The following is a 21,332-nucleotide window of genomic DNA, read 5'->3' as shown; positions in this document are numbered from 1 at the left end:
TAAGTCTAAAATAAAAAACGTTTAAGAAAACGTTTTCATTAATTTTATCACAACAATTTCCATTTAAAAAGATTTTTTTGAAAATTTTATTATTTAATATGGAAATCTTACAAAAACGTCACGTTCTTGTAATGTTCATCGATAGGAAGCTCGCTACATTTCCTGCATAATAAAGGTATAACAACGGACATTATTTATGAGGTGATATATATGAACGGAAACAAAATATTAGCAGCTTTATCATACTTTAGTGTATTATTTGCCCCTATCTTATTCCCTATTATTGTGTGGATTGTGGGTGATTCTGAAACAAAACCACACGCAAAACGTGCTCTATGGACACACATCATTCCAAGCATCGCGTCATTTATTGGATTTATTATCCTAGGAATTATGGGTATCGGATCGGATCAACCAGACGTAACACTTGGCATTGGAGCAATAATCGTCTTATGTATTTGCGGCATTATTAGCTTATACTACTTCATTTGGAACATCGTAAAAGGTATTAAAGTGCTGAAAGCTTAAATTTAAACAAACGTTTGATTAAAACAGCACGCATCATAATAAATGAAATGTTATCAGCGATGCGACAACCTTTTAATAAGAAAAAACCGTCCCAAAATACTTTTTGGGACGGTTTTTTTATCTTCTGCGTTTCTTCTTTTTTCTCATCATTTTCTTGCGGCGCGTATTCACTTTATCCGCTATAATGTGAAGCGTACTTGCCACAACAATTCCCATTACGAACGTTACAATTTCAACCTCATGTTTCTTCGCAATTTCTATCAAATTCCCGTCAAGCGCGATTATATTTAATAGGAATAAAAACGGAGAAAATACAATTAACATGTATGCAATACGAATCACATCACCAAGTATAATTGTATGTGTAAAGAAGGATCGATGCGGCATGATCTTCTTATACGGATACCAAAATATACGTAGGAACCCCCATTTATTATACGCATTACTATACGTATCTAAATCCGGTGTTAAAAATGTAGTACCTACTAAAAAGCCAATTGCAAAAGTTAATAAAAAATCAAAATTGGTTAATCCATACGAAAAGAGCATAAACAAAACAACCGGAAGGGATATTAAGTTTATTTTCGTATGCGTTCTTCCTGATGGCATAAAGCACTTCCTCGCTTACGTTCGCCCTGTCACCATACGACAGTTCTCACCTATTGATCTAATTTCTGATCGATAAAGGATGTGTCTATATCCGAACCAAACCATTCTGCCAACTTCACTCGTGCCCTATCTTTCACCTCTTCATTGACGTATAACGACGCTTGTAATAGCGCAGCCATTAACGCCCCTAAATCATCTGTATAACCAACTCCAGCAATGAAATCTGGGATGGCATCAATTGGTGCAATAAAATAAGCAAGTGCTCCAATCACAATAATTTTCACTCGCTTTGGAACATCAGGTCTTTGCAAAACGTAAAACAATAATAAACTTGCATAAATGACCGACTGCCCTGCTTGCTTTGCAACATGTTTTGCTTTCTTCCAAAACGCTTCAACTGAAAATTTTTGTTCCATGTGAAAGCCTCCCTATTTTTAAAAAGAAATAAGCTACAATATGTTATCAGTAAAAGTTCATCAAAATTACACATAATCTATCAATGAACTTTTATTGTAACAAACAAACTAAAAAAGAACAAGTGTTCGTTAATTTTTCCATACTTTCCTTCATATAATAGGTTTCTAGATAACCGCTTACCCATCATCATTTCTTATTTCTCAACAAAGAAAATTTTCAATTCCACTTAACATTCTGCTCTACCTTTGTTATATTTTCTAGTTGACGGACATATAAACGAATGTTAAAGTTTTCTCTGGTAGTGACAAATCTCATACAAAAAATGTAAAATGTTATAGTGTTTCTCAGAAATGAATTTTGTTGTATAATACAGAAATGACGTTATGCTTATGAGCAGCACAAGAAACCAAAAGGGTATGCATAGTTATAGTCGTATATGGGTGAATATAGAACCTCTAATTATGGCCAAGAAAACTATGTATTTTTTATTTTAGCATTTTTCGCTCCAAAATCGACCAAGCCTGATAGAGAAAGGGTGGAAATGAATGAAAGAAACCTTGAAATCACAATTTCAAAATGTGCGTTTCACTGTATTCGTAGCTTTAGCCGTATGGTTAAAGACATATCTTATTACACGCACAAGCTTTGATTTAAAACTTGAATCTTTCATGCAAGAATTCATTTTATTCCTTAGCCCATTAGCAGCATCATTACTGCTGGTTGGCCTTGCATTATTTGCAAAAGGGAAAAAACGTAACTATATAGCACTTGGAATTAATTTTGTCTTAACAATCATTCTTGTTGGTAACGTAATGTTCTACGGATTCTACAATGACTTCGTTACTTTACCTGTACTAGGACAAACATCTAACTTTGGGAGTTTAGGTTCTAGTGTGAAAGAATTGTTTAACTACAAAATTATCCTTGCATTTGCTGATATTATCGTATTCTTCATTTTATTGAAGAAGATGAAGAATTTTGCACCGACAGAACGTGTAGCACGCCCAATGCGTTCCCTATACTTCGTGTCAACAGTTGCTATTTTCTTCGCAAACTTAGGACTGGCAGAAGCCGAGCGTCCAGAACTATTAACACGTTCATTCGACCGTGTTATGCTTGTTAAAAATTTAGGTTTATATGTACACCAAGTGTATGACCTTGGCTTACAAGCAAAATCAAGTTCACAAAAGGCATTTGCTGACGGTAGTAAATTACAGGAAACAGAGAACTACGTAAAAACAACGCAAAGCAAACCAGATCCAAATATGTTTGGTACTGCAAAAGGGAAAAACGTAATTGTTGTCTCTCTTGAGTCATTACAAACATTTTTAATTGGTGCAACAGTTAACGGACAAGAAGTTACACCATTCTTAAACCAATTTACGAAAGAAAGTTATTACTTTGATAACTTCTTCCATCAAACTGGGCAAGGAAAAACATCAGATGCTGAATTCTTAGTAGATACTTCAATGTACCCACTAGACCGTGGTGCTGTATTCTTCACACACGGTAATAATGAATATACAGCAACGCCAGAAATTTTACGTGAGCAAGGATATCACACATCAGTATTCCACGCGAACAACGCAACTTTCTGGAACCGTAACATTATGTATCCGGCACTTGGTTATGATCGTTACTACAACGAGCTTGACTACAAGATTACACCAGAAACAAAATTAAATTGGGGATTAAAAGATATCGAATACTTCGATCAATCTATCGATATGTTAAAAGAAGTGAAGCAACCGTTCTACACTCGCTTCCTTACTTTAACAAACCATTACCCATTCACTTATGATGACAACACGAAATTAATCGATGAATATAATTCTGGGGATGGCGTGTTTGACCGTTACATGGTAACTGCTCGCTATTTAGATGAAGCAATGAAACACTTTATTGAGCGTCTAAAAGCAGAAGGCATTTACGACAACTCAGTTATCGTATTCTACGGTGATCACTATGGTATTTCTGAAAACCATAACCGTGCAATGGCACAATTCTTAGGAAAAGAAGAAATCACTGCATTTGACCATATGAACTTACAAAAAACACCGATGTTTATTCACGTTCCAGGTCAAAAAGAAGGTAAAACAATTTCAAAACCAACTGGTGAAATTGATATTAAACCAACAATTCTAAACTTACTTGGTGTAGATTCTACGAATCAAATTCAATTTGGTCATGATGTATTCTCACCAGAAAATAAAGGATTCGTTGTTCTTCGTGACGGTAGCTTCGTTACAGATAAGTACATGTACACGAACAGTACATTCTACGACCGTGCTACTGGCGAAGTTGTACAACTGCCAAAAGAAGAATCTCAACCACTCATTGATCGTGCCCAAAATGAATTGAACATGTCTGACAAAATCATTGAAGGTGACTTACTTCGCTTCTCTGAAAGTAACAAGACAAAAACGGGTGAAGTAAAGACAGCTATTAAAGAAGAAAAGAAGAGCGCTGAGTAATCTCAGCCTCTTTTTTTATATTTCTCCATACAATTACTTATATTCATTAACTTTAACATTACATAACCTTTACCAAATATTAACATAGAATTAATGAAACATCTCTATAATAAAATATGTAAACAAGGTTCTCTATATTTCTTATCTCTCATCTGTAATAAGATCCCTTAAAGAAATATGTGAATCGTTTATTTCTACTTTCTTATAATCGTCTTATTAAATGTTTTGTTTCCATACACAAAACATTTAATAAGACGATGTCCCTATGAAAGATAGCTACCCTCCTTGTGCAGCATTCCATAAGAATGTTGCTTTTTTTTATTTAAAAGCAGGATTCTTATTTCTCATTTTCGAATTTGTATATACAAAATGCTGTAAATCACTACTACTTCTCTACACTTTACAAATACATATACGTCATATGTAAAGAATTACTCACATAAAAATTACTATAAGGACTTTATTCCACTATTAGTACACAGACCGAACGAATTAAAGCTTCACTTTACTTATGCACTTACGAAAGGATGGGACGGAAATTGGCATATGAAAGATTTGTACTTTGGAATGATGCAGTTATTGATACAACGAAACAAAAAACGTACATAGAACTTGAAGAAAGAGGCTTGCAGTTTGGAGATGGTGTCTACGAGGTTATTCGCCTATATAAAGGGAACTTTCACTTATTAGATCCGCATATCACAAGATTATATCGCTCCATGGAAGAAATAGAATTATCACTTCCTTTCTCAAAAGCTGAACTTATTATCCTACTTTACAAACTAATTGAAAATAATAATTTCCACGAAGATGGAACGATTTATTTACAAGTATCTCGTGGTGTACAAGCTCGTAACCATACATTCTCATATGACGTCCCTCCGACAATCTATGCCTATATTACGAAGAAAGAAAGACCCGCGTTATGGATTGAATACGGTGTACGTGCTATATCAGAACCAGATACGCGCTGGCTACGCTGTGATATCAAATCGTTAAATTTATTACCCAATGTATTAGCTGCTACGAAAGCTGAACGCAAAGGATGTAAAGAGGCCCTTTTCGTACGAAATGGCACCGTAACTGAGGGCAGCTGTTCTAATTTCTTTCTTATAAAAAACGGAACTCTCTACACACATCCAGCCAATCACCTTATTTTAAATGGAATCATTCGTCAATATGTCCTTTCTTTAGCGAAAACCCTTCGCATTCCGGTACAAGAAGAACTATTTAGCATTCGCGATGTTTATCAAGCAGATGAATGTTTCTTTACAGGAACGACCATTGAAATCTTGCCGATGACTCACATTGATGGAACTACAATTCAAGATGGTCAAGTTGGCCCTATCACAAAAAGGCTACAAAGATCCTTCTCTCAAAGCTTGTTACAATCCAACATGTCATCTTCTTAAACACGAATCATTTCTATCCTTTCTACATTCAATATATGTATTTAAATGGAAATCACGGTATAGATTTATACCTTGATTTTTTTTTGTAATCTTTTTGTCATATTCAGATTACCGCATAAGTCTTGACAGTAATCGACATGCTCTTTAGAATTTTTAACAGTTGGTAAATATTTCTTCACTATATTACAGACAGAAAGGAATCGACAAATTATGAAAAAATACCTTGCCGGTCTTGCGGCAGTGTCTGTAGCAGGAGGAGCAGCACCTACACTTGATAGTGTTCAAGCTGCCCCTGAACAAAATACACAAAAAGCTGCTACACAAACTGTCCAAGCTTCCGCATCAAACAGCTCATCTCATACGGTAAACACTAGCGTATTACATGTTCGTGCAGGATCAAGTACTTCTCACGACATCATCTCGCGTGTTTATAACGGTCAATCACTAAACGTGATTGGCGAAGAAAATGGTTGGTTCAAAATTAACATTAATGGAAAAACAGGCTTTGTTAGTGGCGAATTTGTATCAAAAAATGGAGCAAGCAATTCTAATGTAAGTAATACAGGTGGAAACAATAAAGTTACTGCTGATGTATTACGTGTACGTACAGCTCCAAACACTTCTAGTTCTGTTTCAGGACGTGTATATGAAGGACAAACATTAAACGTAATTGGCCAAGAAAATGGTTGGGTGAAAATCAACCATAATGGACAAGTAGGTTATGTAAGTAGCGAATTCGTATCTGGCGTTTCTTCAAATGCAGGTTCTTCAAACAACAATACGAATAATAACAACCAAGAATCTGTAAAACCAGCAAGCGGAAACTATACAGTAAATGTATCTTCCCTTCGTGTTCGTACAGGCCCTAGCACTTCTCACACAACTGTAGGTTCTGTTACAAAAGGACAAGTTGTACAAGTTGTTGGCGAAGTTCAAGATTGGTTCAAAATCAACTATGCTGGACAAACTGCTTACGTAAGCAAAGACTACGTAACAAAAGGCGGTTCTAACGACAACGTTACACAAGGTAACAACCAAGATAACAAACAAGAACAAAATAATAATGTAACCGTTCAAACTGGTGGTACTTACGTTGTTAATGCAACATCTCTACGCGTTCGTACAGGCCCTGCTGCTTACCATAGTGTAATTGGTGGCGTGTTAAATGGGACTACATTAAACGTAGTTGGATCTGAAAACGGTTGGTTTAAAGTAAACTATCAAGGAAAAACAGGCTTCGTTAGTAGCGAGTTTGTAAAATTCGTTAAAGGTGGCACTGCTACTCCTGAACAACCGAAGCAACCTGAACAGCCAAAACAACCTGATCAAGGTGCAATTGGTGACTACTACATTAATGCCTCTGCCTTAAACGTACGTAGCGGCGAAGGTACAAATTATAGAATCATAGGCGCACTTCCACAAGGACAGAAGGTTCAAGTAATCTCTGAAAACTCTGGATGGAGTAAAATTAACTACAACGGCCAAACTGGTTATATCGGAACACGTTACCTGTCTAAAACACCAGTTGGTGGCGCAGTAGATAATAAGCCTAACAACAACCAAAATAACAATCAAAATAATAACAACAATAATACTACGGGTAATAATAGCGGTGACAGTTCTTCTATACTTGCATATGCAAAATCAATGCAAGGCGTACCATACGTTTGGGGCGGTACTTCTGCTACTGGTGTTGACTGCAGTGGTTACATCTACCACGTATTTAAGAAGTTTGGTCATAACATTAGTCGTCAAAGTGTTGCAGGATATTGGAGCAGCTTACCAAAAACTTCAAGCCCACAACCAGGTGATTTAATTTACTTCCAAAATACTTATAAAGCAGGTCCTTCTCATATGGGTATTTACCTTGGTGGCGGATCATTTATTCAATCTGGAGATAAAGGTGTAGCAATTGCTTCACTAAGTAACTCTTATTGGAGTAAGCACTTCTTAGGTTATACGAAAGCACCTTAAGTTATATTTTTAGAGCCTTCTAGATTACTAGAAGGCTCTTTTTAATGTGTATAACCTATTTCCCTGAAAAAATAATGTATCTATTTTCTTATTTCATACACTATATTCTACAATAATGACCCATAACGTTATCATAATGTATATTTTCACATAAAAAACATAACCTATTTCATGTCTATTCATTTTATATGTGTTTTTTTAAAGAATTTTCTTTTTATTTAAACTTTTCGTTAGACGTTTGACCTCTGATGTCCATTATGATAAGTTACTTAAGATGTTATATTTGCAGAAGTATAGACAACTGTTTTATACATTTTTTACTATGAGGAAGGAGCACACACTGCATGAATCTTTTATGGGGAATTGGCGGCGTGATTGGAGTATTAGCAATCGCTTTCTTATTATCTTCCAACCGCAAAGCTATTAATTGGCGCACAATTTTAATCGCGCTAGCATTACAAATGTCATTTTCATTTATCGTATTACGCTGGGATGCCGGTAAAGCAGGTTTAAAATACGCTGCTGATGGCGTTCAAGGATTAATTAATTTTTCTTACGAGGGAATTAAGTTCGTTGCTGGGGATTTAGTCAACGCAAAAGGCCCTTGGGGATTTGTTTTCTTCATTCAAGCACTACTTCCAATTGTATTTATTAGTTCATTAGTAGCAATCTTATATCATTTCGGTATTATGCAAAGATTTGTTAGTGTCGTTGGTGGCGCATTAAGTAAACTTCTTGGAACTTCTAAAGCAGAAAGTTTAAACTCAGTAACAACTGTATTTTTAGGACAAACTGAAGCTCCAATCTTAATTAAACCTTACTTAGCACGTTTAACAAATAGTGAATTCTTCGCTATTATGGTAAGCGGTATGACAGCTGTTGCCGGATCAGTTCTTGTCGGCTATGCAGCAATGGGTATTCCGTTAGAACACTTATTAGCAGCAGCAATTATGGCAGCTCCATCAAGTCTATTAATTGCGAAACTAATTATGCCAGAAACAGAAAAAGTAGATAATAACGTTGAACTTTCTACAGAACGTGAAGATGCAAACGTTATTGACGCAGCGGCACGTGGTGCATCTGAAGGTATGCAACTCGTTATTAACGTAGCAGCAATGTTAATGGCTTTCATCGCATTAATCGCTTTATTAAATGGTCTATTAGGATTAATTGGCTCTTTATTCGATATTAAACTTAGCCTTGATTTAATCTTCGGTTACTTACTATCACCATTTGCAATCTTAATCGGGGTTTCTCCTGGTGAAGCTATACAAGCAGCAAGCTTTATCGGTCAAAAACTTGCAATCAACGAATTCGTTGCATATGCAAACTTAGGACCACACATGGCAGAGTTCTCTGCGAAAACAAACTTAATTTTAACATTCGCAATCTGTGGATTTGCAAACTTCTCTTCTATCGCAATTCAGTTAGGTGTAACAGGAACATTAGCTCCTACTCGCCGTAAACAAATTGCACAGTTAGGGATTAAAGCAGTTATCGCTGGTACTTTAGCGAACTTCTTAAATGCAGCAGTTGCAGGTATGATGTTCCTATAAAATGATGTAAAGTCTCCTCTTTCTAAAGAGGAGGCTTTTTATTATGTTTTTTCCGTATATATTCAATACTTAATGCCGAAATATAAAAACATTATGATACAATAATTAGTAAGTCTGTTTATTTTTTCTTACAAAAGAGGGATACTACTTGTGGTTGCTCTCCAAAATAACCTATTCATCCGGTCTATTTCTTAATAATTGCGCATACTACAAGTATCCTTGCATGAATTATCTTTAAGGAGGAAAGTTTTGTGAAAGATAACTTCTATAAAGTCCTCTCTATGTGGATTTTACAAATTTTATTTTATTTTACAACTGTACATGTAACGCAATATGAGCATGCTCTCATTTTCACAATTATATATGTAATTGTTAATGTACTATTTCTATTATTGACTGATAAAACCGCATTCGTTCTCTTTATATTAGGAACCATTACTTCTGTATTCTATCTGTTCTACCAAGCATGGCTTTACTTATGGAGCACATCAGAACAATGGGAATACATTATTACTCACTTCCTAATGGCAGCAAACTTCTTCATCGTATATATCTCAACTCATTTATTAAAGAAGGTTATTCATGAAAATAAAGAACTAACCGAGCGTGTGAGAACGTTAGAACAATACATTGGAGAATCAAAATTATTAACAAGACAAGAATTCGAAAGACGACAAGCATTATTAATTACTGCCATGAATCGTCGTAATGAAACAGGCGTTATTATTTACTTTGACTTCACTTCCTTTAGTAAATATACGAAGGAAAGTGTTATGGACCGTGTAGCTTCATTATTAGTTGAAACGATAAGAGATGACTTTGACCTTGCTGCTGAATACGATAATAATACGCTCGTTATTTTATTACAAAACACAAATGAAACTGGTGCTGACATTGTAATGAACCGTCTAAAGCCAAAAATGGACCAATGGCTTGCTGCTGAAGCGATCCAAGATATAAAACTTTCACGTGAGCAAATTGGAAACAAAGGACAGACATTATTATGATGACACTCGTTATACTGCTTTTATTCCTTCTGTTTTGCGTACTCGTTTTTTGGATTAGCATCACATTTTCGATTAAGTATATACTTATCTTTACAGCCTTTCTATTCTCTGGCTTACTTGTTTACTATTCGTTCTTAACACTCGCAGGTTTAATTCACCGAAATAGTAAACGAAAAGATCGTACGCTAGAACATTATCCAAGCGTGGATATTTTAATACCTGCCCACAATGAAGGCGTCGTTATTAAAGATACTTTAGAGGCGATGGCGAAGATTGAATATCCAGGAAAACTAACTGTTTATTTATTAAACGATAACTCGCAAGATGAGACACCTGAAATTGGTGACGATTTTGACAAAGCTTATGCTCATATTCGCCACATTCGTGTTCCGGCGGGTGAACCAAAAGGAAAATCACGTGTATTAAACTATGGTCTTAGTATTTCAGATGGTGAATACTTCTGTGTTTATGATGCAGATAACCAGCCTGAACCACATGCACTGCGAATGCTTGTAGAACATGCTGAAACAACCGAGGATGCTGTTGGTGCTGTTGGTCACGTTCGTACTGTAAATGAAAAAAGAAACTGGCTAACACGAATGATTTCGTTAGAATTTCAAATCTTCCAGCTCCTTATGCAATCCGGACGCTGGTTACTATTCCAAACAGGTTCACTAACAGGAACAAACATGCTTCTTCGCCGCTCTGCATTAGAAGAGCTTGGCGGCTATGACCCTTATGCAATTGCAGAAGACGCTGAATTAACATTACGCATTACACAAAAAGGCTATCTCTTGCCAATCGTTCCAGAATCGATTACTTGGGAACAAGAACCTGAGCATTTAAAAATCCTTATTAAGCAGCGTACACGTTGGCTCCAAGGAAACTTGTACATTTTAGAAAAAATGTTTTCTTCATTAAGTTTCTTTAAAGGAAAACTTCTCGTCCATTCCTTACAACAAGTTTTAGTTTACGTTGTATTTTGGTTATTCTTAATCATTTCGAACGTTTGGTTTGTAATTGGGTTACTTGGGATCTTCCAAATTCAATATAGCATTCCGCTACTATTTATGTGGTATGTCGCATATATTACATATGTTTCTCAATTATTTAGTGCCCAGAGTGTGGAACGAACCTTTACACCAACTAATATTTTTATTAGTGTTATCATGTACTTTACGTACGCACAGCTCTTTACGTACTTATTCATTCGTAGCTTAATTTTATACTTACGTGCAAAGAGCAAGAAACAAGTCATTGGCTGGGATAAAACAGTTCGATTCAAAAAAGATAAATAATAAAAATAAGCACAGAGCGCCGTATGCTCTGTGCTTATTTATTGCCGTATAAATTATATATCAGACAATACCCCTTAGCTGAAAGTAATTTCACGTCCATCCCCCAACGAACGATCGACCTTCATTTATATACGAAAAAGTGATTGCTATTTTTGTAGAACCAATTGCTTCTCTTGCTGTTCTTTGCGCGTTTCAGTCTTAGGTTCCGTGCTTTCTTGGACACTACGATGTGCCACACGTTTCAAACAAATATGCTTCCACTTTCTTTCGTAACGTTTCATTATTCTAGATGTCCCCCTTGAATGCGCTTTAAAACTATTTGAAATCGCTTACAGGAAATAATATAGCACATATACATAAACGTGACAACACATTTCCGACAATTCTTTGTCAAAAATATGAATAGAATCTACAAAATATCGAACGTTGTCGAAATTAATCGATTTTCCTTTATATAAAAGGCCTACTACTTATATAGTAAAGTATTTTATTTCCCTTACTTGTATGTAAAATCCCTTCTATATAAAAAAGAGCTGATACATAATCAGCTCTTTTTCCTTCTATTATTTATGACGCTTCATACGTCCTTCTTTTTGTAACTCTTTAAATAATGCGGCCATCATAAAGAATATAACGAAGACGAATGGGAATGCCGCAATGATAGCTGCCGTTTGTAAGGCTTCTAATCCACCAACATATAATAAGATAGAAGCTAGCGCTGCTAAAACGATGCCCCAAACCATTTTAATGCGGTTTGGTGGATTTAAACTACCATGTGTCGTTAACATCCCTAAAACAAATGTCGCAGAGTCTGCAGATGTAATAAAGAATGTAGAAATAAGAAGAATGGCTAAAACAGATAAAGCTGATCCAAAGCTTCCCATCTGATCAAACATAGCGAATAATCCTACTTCAGTCCCCATCTCTTTCACTTTTTCAAAGATATGTGCATCGCCGAACAGTTCCATATGAATACCAGTGCCGCCGAAAACAGAGAACCAAAGCGCACCGATTACAGTCGGTACGAGTAACACACCGATAACAAACTCACGAATCGTACGTCCTCGTGAAACACGAGCAATAAACGTACCTACGAATGGTGACCATGCAATCCACCATGCCCAATAGAAAATTGTCCACGACTGAATCCATTGATTTCCGCCTTCATCTAATGGACTTAAACGGAAGCTCATGCTTGGCAATTCCTGAATATAAGAACCGATTGTCGAAGTAAAGTAATTCATAATAAAGTTTGTTGGACCCGCAAATAATACAATGATCATAAGTGCAAATGCCAAAATAATATTCGCATTACTTAAATATTTAATTCCTTTATCAAGACCTGTTTGCGCAGATAACATAAATAATACTGTTACGATTGCAATAATAACTAACTGTGTCGGTAATGAATTTGGAATAGATGTTAAATAACTAACACCACCTGCAATTTGTTTCGCACCAAGACCTAATGACGTCGCAACACCAAACACAGTTGCGAAAACAGCTAACACATCAAATGAATGAGCAATACGCCCATGTTCTCCGCTTTTAAACAACGGACCTACTGTCGCACTAATCGTACTTGCTTTTCCTTTTCTAAAAGTAAAGTAAGCAATACATAGCGCTACAAACGCATATAGTCCCCACGGATGTAATCCCCAATGGAAAAATGAAAAACGTAGTGCAAGACGCGCACTTTCCTCAGTTGCACCTTCTCCAAACGGAGGTGCGTACAAATGGTTTAATGGTTCAGCAACGCCCCAGAAAACTAAGCCGATACCCATACCAGCGCTAAATAGCATAGCAAACCATGTCATATAACTATAATCAGGTTCATCATCATCTTTACCTAAACGAATAGAACCGTACTTCGAAACAATTAAAAAGATAGACACACCTAAAATAATAGAGACAGAAATAATATAGAACCATCCAAACTTACTAACTAGTGCAGTTTGAATTGCGGTCGTTACATTTCCTAAGCTACCTTTTCCAATAATAGATTCGGGAATAATCCCCCAAATTGTAAATGCAATACATAATGTTAATGAGATAATAAATGTTTTCGTTAGTTTCCTCATCAAATCCCCCTTCGTAGGTTTACTTTAATAAATAACATAAATTCCGATATGTAAAATCGGATAGAAAACTATAACTTTACGGTGATTTTCTTACTTTCACCTTCACCAACTAGAATTCTTATGGACAGCCTTACCTTCCGTATAATCTTTTTACTCTGCAAGAGCTATAAGATCGAAATACTGCTGTCAAATTGTGCGAGAAGAATGCGGATGGGAATGTGTTTTCCCAAAAAAGGATGTGTTACAGATGTAAAAAAGGGCAAATTTCTTCCTTGCAACCCTTTCTTTTTGTAACAATTATGCGGTTTTTTTGCTAGTATATAGCACGTGTTTATAGTTTCACAAACAAAATGTTTATGTTTATATAACTATATTACCCATAAAACGGTAAAATACTCAAGGAATGTAACTGTTTAGTAAACATCATGTAACACTCCTGTAATATTCTTATTTATGCCGAAAACAATATGTTGTATTAAATATTTTGAATATAAGTAGAAACCTACTAATCATATAGAATGAAAAACGCTTTCCTATATTTTTTGTTATATTACAGGATGTTAACGACTGATTACGAATGGTTTGTAATTGTGTGTTTTCCCGAAATCCGAAAAAATCTGTTGCTATAATGAGGACACGAAAACAAACGCAATGGAGGCTATCATGAAAAAATTAATTGGAATAGCAACAGCAGCAGTTTTTGGTCTTGGGATTTTCACATCATCTGCTAATGCAGAAACTGTTGTAACAACAGACGTACTAAATGTACGCGAAAACCCTACTACGGAATCAAAAGTTGTCGGTAAATTACTAAACGGTAATAAAATAGATGTTCAAAATACAGAGAACGGATGGTCAAAAATCACTTTAGATGGTAAAGACGCATTCGTAAGTACAGAGTTTACAAAAAGCATCTACTACGTAACAGCTAACGTATTAAACGTACGTGCTGAAGCGAACACAAACTCAGAAATTCTTGGAACGTTGAAGAAAGACGATATGATCGAAACAACGAACCAAGTACAAAATGAGTGGTTACAATTTGAATATAACGGGAAAACAGCTTATGTTCACGTTCCTTTCTTAACAGGTACAGCACCTGTTATTGAGAAACAAGAACAACCTGCTCCTGCTAAAACTGTAGCACCAGCTAAAGCACCTGCAGCACAAGCAAAACCAGCTGCTAAGCCTGCTGTGAAAGCTGCTGAAACTAGCACACCTTCTGGTGGTCGTGAGTTAACAGTTGTAGCTACAGCATATACAGCTCACCCAAGCGAAAACGGTGGCACATACGGCGGCCGTGTATTAACTGCAATGGGTCATGACTTAACAGCGAACCCAAACATGAAAATGATCGCTGTTGACCCGAAAGTAATCCCATTAGGATCTAAAGTATGGGTAGAAGGTTACGGAGAAGCTATCGCTGGAGATACTGGCGGTGCAATTAAAGGTAACCGTATCGATATCCTACTTGGATCAGATAGCGCTGCTCAAAAATGGGGACGCAAAACTGTTAAAGTGAAAATTTTAAAATAACCAATGACTGCTAAGGCCAGTTCTCTTTGTTGAGAGCTGGCTTTTATTTTTTTATAATAGCTATAAGGAGGTTACGCCCATGAATGTACAAGCAAAAGTAGACTGGATCGGTACACCGAAACCGTATATATATAAAGATGAAGTAACATACGACGCTACTTCTATTGATTTTTCACTTGCAGGCGATGACAAGCGATATAAATTAATTGTGCTCAAATCTGAAGGAAATACACATTACAAACTTGTCCAATATGGAATCAAACCCGGCTCACAAAAGCCATTTCCTATCGATATTCCATTTGAACAAAACATGTTAACCGTTATAGAACAAATATTATATGATCCATATGTACAAGCGATATTAAAGGAAACACGCTTCTAATCGTAAAAAGACTATCTCTATAATTGAGATAGTCTTTTTATATTAGCGAGTTGGACCAGATATTTCCTCTGATTTCAACGTATTATTTGCTCCAAGAGAATGATATAGTATATTTCCATTCCCATCCACTGTTACAATATGGTCATTACTAAAGCTCTTAAATTTAACAGAGCCATCACCATAACGAATATGGTACTCTTCATATGTCGTTACTTTATATTTCGTAGCACTTTGACGCTCTACACTACGAACCTCCATTGTTAATAAGTCTTCTGTAATTCCTTTTTTGTATAGATATTGTAAATACTCACGGTCCTGTTTATAAGATGGCCCGCTCTTATCATAATTATTTGCAATAATACTAAAATCATTTGATGAAATCGCACGTACATTATCATAAATATGTGTTCGTACAAATTCACCAGCTGCTGAGCTCGATATTTCTTTTACGCTTGGCGTTTCTTTTGGGAACTTTAAATAATATGTGCTTTGATCCCCAATTTTTATACTTTCGGATTTAATGGTACCAAGCTCTGTATTTTTCTCTAAATGCACTTCTACTGTTTCATCTGTCGCTACAGGTCCCAATTTATAACTTCCATTACTCAATTTCCCACGCTTTTTACCATTCACAAAAACAGTTGCTTCATTTTCATCAGAAGAGATAGTTACATAATTTCCTTCAAGTGATAAATTCACTTCTACTGTCCCTTTCTTTTCGTCTGCTAAATCCACTTCTTTTTCTGTCTCTAATTGAGTAAGTTCTGCTTTCGCCTTTGCCTTCACAACATAAGAACCTGGGAAATATGGCCCTAATTCTTTTGAAGTTTTACTACTAGAAAGCTCTGTTTCTTTTTTATCATTTACATATATTTCAGCATTCTTCGCGGTTGTGCTAACATTCATGTAGTAAGATTTCATATTGAACTTATACTTCGGATATAAGAACCATTCTTTCCCGTCTTCTATAATTCTCCCATCTTCAAAGGATACTGTACCACTTACTGAATCTTTAGCTATCGCCTCTTTTTGCAAGTAGTATAGTAATGCTTTATTGTATGAAGGGTTGTCTTTTAAATAACGTATGTATGCCTGAATGTCTTCTGACTTCACTTTTAGACCTGGATCATCTACTTTCACAAACTCATCTATTGCACTAACATCGTTCTTTTGGAATGCCTCAAGCATTTCATTTACTTGCTTCTCTTTTGAGAACTTATATGCCCCGAATTGATATACTCCAAATAGTAAGGCAGCAATTACGATGAAACCAATGAAAAGAAATATATTTTTCTTACTTCGTACTGGTCGTGTCTCTCGTTGTATCTCCTCACTAGAAGCAACCATACTTGCCGAAGTATCTTCTGATTTATTGCGGCACCTAGGGCAAAAATTCAAATGACCTGCAAACTGTTCCTTACAAGTTTCACAAAACTTCAATATGCTCTCCCCCAATTTTTCTCTAACTTTATTGTGACACAATAAAGCTTATACTTTTTCTATAGCAGGTAATTTCAGCCTTCCTTATTCACTTTACTCCCCAATTCGAGCCTTCTTTCTCCCTATAAACATTATATATATTACCATGATTTTCAATTTGTGTAATCCAAATTTCATTTTTTCTGTTTTGAGCATTTTTTGTTTATAATGGTAAAGGAAAGAAATATGTGTACGGAGGAATATTATGCTGCAACACTCAATTACGAAAGATGAAATTATGATGATTGCGAATGAGTTCGTTCAAGGACTAGATCCACAGCAAACAGCTGATCAGGAACATGTCGCTACAGCTCGGCACCTATATCGTAGTGGTGTTGTCTACAACGTTGACTTTGATGGTTATACGCTATCAGGAACCGTAGATGCTGAAGGCAGTGTATATAGTGTCCATATCCCGATTCGTAACGTCGCTGAAAGCTATTGCGATTGCTTCGCACCAACGCAATGTGAGCATATGCTCGCTGTTTTACTATCTGCAGCATCTAGTTTCGGGCAAGTAGGAGATGTATTAACTTTATTTAAAAACAATACGAAACCTTCCCTTCCTCCTATTCGAACTGCAAGACAAGTATTGCAATCATCAGCTTTTGAAGACACGGATTATAAAAGTTGGCAATCATATTTTGATACCGAATATGAAGCATTTAAAAAAGAACAAGCTCGGCTTACTTATAAACAAATGTATTTTCTTATGAGTATTTTTACGGACTTCTATACGAAACTCGAGCGGAAAGCTCCGCGTATTGTTGCGATACATGAATTGTTCAGGTTACATGCAGCGCTTTATTGCTTTCAAAAATTATTAGGAGAAATTCAGGACTTCGAAGCAAATAAAACGTATTCTTATCATCAGCCTGTTAATGTCGTTCGCCTATTTGTAGATAAAGTGGAATCCATCGTTCGGGACTTACAATCAGAAGCGATTCCTTCAGAGTCTGAAGCAATTTTGCAAGAAACAGCTCGTCTCGTTCACGAAGTATTCTTCTCCACCGATGCCTATACGCAAGAGAGATTCTTTATTTATCGTCACATATGGAGTGAACTGTTACACAATAAAGAGCAACTACATGAAGAAGAAAAACGAATTGATACGAAAATCAATCCACTTTCCAAAACATTAGCATCTTCTCATCTACTCTTTTTAAATGACGAAGATCTTTTAGCGATGGATTTACTCACGAAACAACCAGCTTCTGTTGTAAGCCTGTACTTTTATTGGTTAGAAGAGCTATTAAATGCAATGAAGTGGGATCGTGCGAAAAACTGGCTTTCCTTTACGTATAAACAAGTGAAGAAAACGATACATGAGCAAGAAAATACAATTTTCATAAAAGATATCGTTCGCTTATTCGTCATCATGTATGAAACGTATGCAACCCATACAAATGAACAAGCCGGACTCGAAATGATTTTGCAAGAGCTATTACCATATAGCTTCGCAAACTATGAGCAATACGTACTCGCGAAAAAGCAGTATCGAACATGGGCAGAACTTCAGCTCTTACATGGGTTTGAAGCAATTGAACTTTTGAAAGAGCCACTGAAAGATATTGAAAAGGAAGCACCTGAAGCGGCACTTCCTCTGTATCACCTTGCTGCTACCGAGGCCATTGAAGAGCGAAATCGCAAATCATATAGACGTGCAGTTCGTTACTTAAAGAAATTACGTACATTGTATAAACGATTAAAGCGTACCGATGAATTTGATGCATTCATTATTCACATCGCAAACTTACATTCACGTTTGCGTGCACTACAAGAGGAATTACGGAAAGGAAAATTAATCGATGATCAATCAAACTGAAGTAACGATTAGGCTCCAGCATGTTAGTCAAGGTTGGTTCCTTTGGGGAGAAGATGACAGCGGTACTCCATTATCCGTAACAAGTTGGAAACGAAATGCATTTACATGGCACTCCACTTCCTTCTACGGCACGTTTCTAAAAGAAGCAACCTTTGAAGGAAAACAAGGTGTTATGCTAACAAACGCACAAGCATTTGAATACATCGCTAATAAACCGATGAACTCCTTTGCCCGTATTCAAATGAACGGCCCTATTACAGCACTTACAGAAGATGCGAACGAATTATGGGACGCCTTCACAAGCGGTAGCTTCGTACCTGATATGGAGCGTTGGTCTCAGCAACCATCTTGGAAAGTACAACATACACCAATCGAAGATGAAACGTTGGCATCTCTTTTCTCGTCTGCGGTAAATGAAAGCATATTACAAGATAACCGTTCAAACGACGGATGGGAAGATGCAAAGAGACTTTATGAACATTACGACTTTACGAAAAGACAATTGGATGCAGCACTACATGAAGAAGATTGGCTTCGAAAAATTGGATACATTGAAGATGACCTTCCTTTTACAATTGGACTACGGTTACAAGAGCCGCCAGAAGAATTTGAAATGTGGAAGCTTGAAACAATTGTTACGCCAAAGCGTGGTGCTCATCGCATATATGTATATGAAAACATCGATTCTTTACCAAAACGATGGCACGATTATGAAGAGCGTATTCTTGAAACACAAGAAGGTTTCAGTAAGCTTGTACCATGGTTAAAAGAAGGCGATACATTCCGAAGTGAGCTCTTTGAAACAGAAGCGTGGAACTTCTTAACAGAAGCAAGTAACGAATTACTCGCTGCAGGTATTACGATTTTACTACCATCATGGTGGCAAAATTTAAAAGCGACAAAACCAAAATTACGTGTGCAACTGAAGCAAAATGCGACACAAACACAATCATTCTTCGGTATGAATACACTCGTTAATTTTGACTGGCGCATTTCAACGAACGGCATTGATTTATCAGAAAGCGAATTTTTCGAACTCGTTGAACAAAACAAACGATTATTCAATATAAATGGTCAATGGATGAGACTGGATCCAGCCTTTATTGAAGAAGTACGAAAGCTCATGAACCGTGCCGATAAATATGGACTCGAAATGAAAGATGTCCTTCAGCAACATTTATCCAACACGACTGAAACAGAAATTGTAGAAGAAGATAGTCCGTTTACCGATATTGAAATTGAACTAGATGGATATTATGAAGAGCTATTCCAAAAACTATTGCACATTGGAGATATTCCAAAAGTAGATGTCCCTTCTTCACTAAACGCCACACTCCGCCCGTATCAACAACATGGTATTGAGTGGTTATTATATTTAAGAAAACTTGGATTCGGAGCATTATTAGCGGACGACATGGGACTTGGAAAAAGTATTCAAACAATCACTTACTTACTATATATAACAGAGAGCAATCTCAAAACCGGCCCGGCCCTAATTGTGGCACCGACATCTGTTCTGGGAAATTGGCAAAAAGAATTTGAGCGTTTCGCACCAAGTTTACGTGTTCAGTTACACTATGGAAGTAACCGAGCGAAAGGCGAATCATTTAAAGAGTTCCTTCAATCAGCAGATGTTGTATTAACATCTTATGCATTAGCTCAGCTTGATGAAGAAGAACTTAGTACGTTATGCTGGGATGCTGTTATTTTGGATGAAGCACAAAATATTAAAAACCCACATACGAAGCAGTCGAAAGCAGTACGAAACTTGCAAGCAAATCACAAAATCGCTTTAACCGGTACACCGATGGAAAACCGTCTTGCCGAGCTTTGGTCTATTTTCGACTTCATTAATCACGGATATCTTGGCAGCTTAGGACAATTCCAGCGTCGCTTCGTCTCACCAATTGAAAAAGACCGTGACGAAGGAAAAATCCAACAAGTTCAACGTTTTATCTCGCCGTTTTTACTGCGTCGTACGAAGAAAGATCAAACCGTCGCATTAAACTTACCAGATAAACAAGAACAGAAAGCTTACTGCCCACTTACTGGTGAACAAGCTTCCTTATATGAACAACTCGTTCAAGATACATTGCAAAATGTAGAAGGATTAAGTGGGATTGAAAGACGCGGATTTATATTACTCATGCTGAACAAGCTCAAACAAATTTGTAACCATCCCGCTCTTTATTTAAAAGAAACAGAACCAAAAGACATCATCGAGCGTTCCATGAAAACGAGCACGCTAATGGAACTCATTGAAAATATAAAAGATCAAAATGAAAGTTGTTTAATCTTCACACAATACATCGGTATGGGGAACATGCTAAAAAATGTGTTAGAAGAACATTTCGGTCAGCGCGTCCTCTTCTTAAACGGTAGTGTACCGAAGAAAGAACGTGACAAAATGATCGAGCAGTTCCAAAACGGAACGTATGACATTTTCATCTTATCACTAAAAGCAGGTGGAACTGGCTTAAACTTAACCGCTGCCAACCATGTCATTCACTACGACCGTTGGTGGAATCCAGCTGTAGAAAACCAAGCAACAGACCGCGCATATCGTATTGGTCAAAAACGCTTCGTTCACGTTCATAAACTGATTACAACGGGGACACTCGAAGAAAAAATTGATGAAATGTTAGAAAGAAAACAATCACTAAACAACGCCGTCATCACAAGCGATAGTTGGATGACCGAACTATCTACAGACGAGCTAAAAGAATTACTTGGTGTATAAACAAAAGGAGCTAA

The 21,332-nt window shown here is 36.5% G+C and carries 15 protein-coding genes; 11 read left to right on the top strand and 4 right to left on the bottom strand.

The window, feature by feature from the left end; translation table 11 throughout:
- Positions 1-210 precede the first annotated feature (210 nt).
- The gene (locus FS742_RS21820; protein ID WP_144615048.1) at positions 211-528 is read left to right on the top strand and encodes a magnetosome magnetite crystal formation protein family; all 318 of its coding nucleotides are present in this window, start codon (positions 211-213) and stop codon (positions 526-528) included.
- Between the two features lie 117 nt (positions 529-645).
- Here the strand turns inward: FS742_RS21820 and FS742_RS21815 are convergent, their stop codons facing one another.
- Entirely contained in the window at positions 646-1,137 is a 492-nt protein-coding gene (locus FS742_RS21815; protein ID WP_144615046.1) for a metal-binding protein, read from the bottom strand.
- A 50-nt stretch (positions 1,138-1,187) separates the two neighbouring features.
- Complete coding sequence (locus FS742_RS21810; RefSeq protein WP_144615044.1) at positions 1,188-1,553, bottom strand: YkvA family protein; 366 nt, start codon at positions 1,551-1,553, stop codon at positions 1,188-1,190.
- Positions 1,554-2,099: 546 nt separating this feature from the next.
- Between FS742_RS21810 and FS742_RS21800 the strand changes: the two genes are divergently transcribed.
- From FS742_RS21800 to FS742_RS21775, 6 genes are all read left to right on the top strand, one after another.
- Entirely contained in the window at positions 2,100-4,028 is a 1,929-nt protein-coding gene (locus tag FS742_RS21800; protein WP_144615042.1) for an LTA synthase family protein, read from the top strand.
- A 527-nt stretch (positions 4,029-4,555) separates the two neighbouring features.
- Positions 4,556-5,440: a D-amino-acid transaminase gene (locus FS742_RS21795; protein ID WP_186327202.1), complete on the top strand. Its 885-nt coding sequence runs from the start codon at positions 4,556-4,558 to the stop codon at positions 5,438-5,440.
- Positions 5,441-5,650: 210 nt separating this feature from the next.
- Complete coding sequence (locus tag FS742_RS21790) at positions 5,651-7,414, top strand: C40 family peptidase (protein WP_144615038.1); 1,764 nt, start codon at positions 5,651-5,653, stop codon at positions 7,412-7,414.
- A 344-nt stretch (positions 7,415-7,758) separates the two neighbouring features.
- A complete protein-coding gene (locus FS742_RS21785) occupies positions 7,759-8,970 on the top strand; it encodes a NupC/NupG family nucleoside CNT transporter (protein ID WP_144615037.1) in 1,212 nt (403 codons plus the stop codon).
- A 251-nt stretch (positions 8,971-9,221) separates the two neighbouring features.
- The gene (locus FS742_RS21780) at positions 9,222-9,977 is read left to right on the top strand and encodes a diguanylate cyclase domain-containing protein (RefSeq protein WP_144615035.1); all 756 of its coding nucleotides are present in this window, start codon (positions 9,222-9,224) and stop codon (positions 9,975-9,977) included.
- A complete protein-coding gene (locus FS742_RS21775; protein ID WP_144615033.1) occupies positions 9,974-11,275 on the top strand; it encodes a glycosyltransferase family 2 protein in 1,302 nt (433 codons plus the stop codon). The genes FS742_RS21780 and FS742_RS21775 overlap by 4 nt, the downstream gene beginning before the upstream one ends.
- A gap of 563 nt (positions 11,276-11,838) precedes the next feature.
- On the opposite strand, the gene opuD is transcribed toward FS742_RS21775, so the two are convergent.
- The gene (opuD, locus tag FS742_RS21770; RefSeq protein ID WP_144615031.1) at positions 11,839-13,356 is read right to left on the bottom strand and encodes a glycine betaine transporter OpuD; all 1,518 of its coding nucleotides are present in this window, start codon (positions 13,354-13,356) and stop codon (positions 11,839-11,841) included.
- Between the two features lie 663 nt (positions 13,357-14,019).
- Between opuD and FS742_RS21760 the strand changes: the two genes are divergently transcribed.
- Both FS742_RS21760 and FS742_RS21755 read left to right on the top strand, forming a co-directional pair.
- Positions 14,020-14,892 carry a cell wall-binding protein EntA gene (locus tag FS742_RS21760; RefSeq protein ID WP_137051155.1) on the top strand — a complete coding sequence of 291 codons (873 nt, stop codon included), beginning with the start codon at positions 14,020-14,022 and terminating at the stop codon, positions 14,890-14,892.
- Between the two features lie 79 nt (positions 14,893-14,971).
- Entirely contained in the window at positions 14,972-15,274 is a 303-nt protein-coding gene (locus FS742_RS21755; protein WP_144615029.1) for a DUF3910 family protein, read from the top strand.
- A 42-nt stretch (positions 15,275-15,316) separates the two neighbouring features.
- Here the strand turns inward: FS742_RS21755 and FS742_RS21750 are convergent, their stop codons facing one another.
- Entirely contained in the window at positions 15,317-16,714 is a 1,398-nt protein-coding gene (locus FS742_RS21750; protein WP_144615028.1) for a zinc ribbon domain-containing protein, read from the bottom strand.
- Positions 16,715-16,958: 244 nt separating this feature from the next.
- On the opposite strand from FS742_RS21750, the gene FS742_RS21745 reads away from it, so the two are divergent.
- A complete protein-coding gene (locus FS742_RS21745; protein WP_144615026.1) occupies positions 16,959-18,578 on the top strand; it encodes an SWIM zinc finger family protein in 1,620 nt (539 codons plus the stop codon).
- Positions 18,562-21,318, top strand: a complete 2,757-nt coding sequence (locus FS742_RS21740) for a DEAD/DEAH box helicase (protein ID WP_144615024.1) — start codon at positions 18,562-18,564, stop codon at positions 21,316-21,318. The genes FS742_RS21745 and FS742_RS21740 overlap by 17 nt, the downstream gene beginning before the upstream one ends.
- Positions 21,319-21,332: the final 14 nt, after the last annotated feature.

Origin of the sequence: Bacillus cereus, assembly GCF_007678085.1 — a bacterium.
GTDB lineage: Bacteria > Bacillota > Bacilli > Bacillales > Bacillaceae_G > Bacillus_A > Bacillus_A cereus_BE.
Note: the sequence above shows the minus strand (reverse complement) of the source record. Positions and strands in the feature narration are given on the sequence as shown.

What these genes read in the sequence shown, in the direction of transcription:
- FS742_RS21820 (WP_144615048.1), top strand. Translation starts at nt 211, where the DNA reads ATGAACGGAAACAAAATATTAGCAGCTTTATCATACTTTAGTGTATTA.
- FS742_RS21815 (WP_144615046.1), bottom strand. Translation starts at nt 1,137, where the DNA reads ATGCCATCAGGAAGAACGCATACGAAAATAAACTTAATATCCCTTCCG.
- FS742_RS21810 (WP_144615044.1), bottom strand. Translation starts at nt 1,553, where the DNA reads ATGGAACAAAAATTTTCAGTTGAAGCGTTTTGGAAGAAAGCAAAACAT.
- FS742_RS21800 (WP_144615042.1), top strand. Translation starts at nt 2,100, where the DNA reads ATGAAAGAAACCTTGAAATCACAATTTCAAAATGTGCGTTTCACTGTA.
- FS742_RS21795 (WP_186327202.1), top strand. Translation starts at nt 4,556, where the DNA reads ATGGGACGGAAATTGGCATATGAAAGATTTGTACTTTGGAATGATGCA.
- FS742_RS21790 (WP_144615038.1), top strand. Translation starts at nt 5,651, where the DNA reads ATGAAAAAATACCTTGCCGGTCTTGCGGCAGTGTCTGTAGCAGGAGGA.
- FS742_RS21785 (WP_144615037.1), top strand. Translation starts at nt 7,759, where the DNA reads ATGAATCTTTTATGGGGAATTGGCGGCGTGATTGGAGTATTAGCAATC.
- FS742_RS21775 (WP_144615033.1), top strand. Translation starts at nt 9,974, where the DNA reads ATGATGACACTCGTTATACTGCTTTTATTCCTTCTGTTTTGCGTACTC.
- opuD (WP_144615031.1), bottom strand. Translation starts at nt 13,356, where the DNA reads ATGAGGAAACTAACGAAAACATTTATTATCTCATTAACATTATGTATT.
- FS742_RS21760 (WP_137051155.1), top strand. Translation starts at nt 14,020, where the DNA reads ATGAAAAAATTAATTGGAATAGCAACAGCAGCAGTTTTTGGTCTTGGG.
- FS742_RS21755 (WP_144615029.1), top strand. Translation starts at nt 14,972, where the DNA reads ATGAATGTACAAGCAAAAGTAGACTGGATCGGTACACCGAAACCGTAT.
- FS742_RS21745 (WP_144615026.1), top strand. Translation starts at nt 16,959, where the DNA reads ATGCTGCAACACTCAATTACGAAAGATGAAATTATGATGATTGCGAAT.
- FS742_RS21740 (WP_144615024.1), top strand. Translation starts at nt 18,562, where the DNA reads ATGATCAATCAAACTGAAGTAACGATTAGGCTCCAGCATGTTAGTCAA.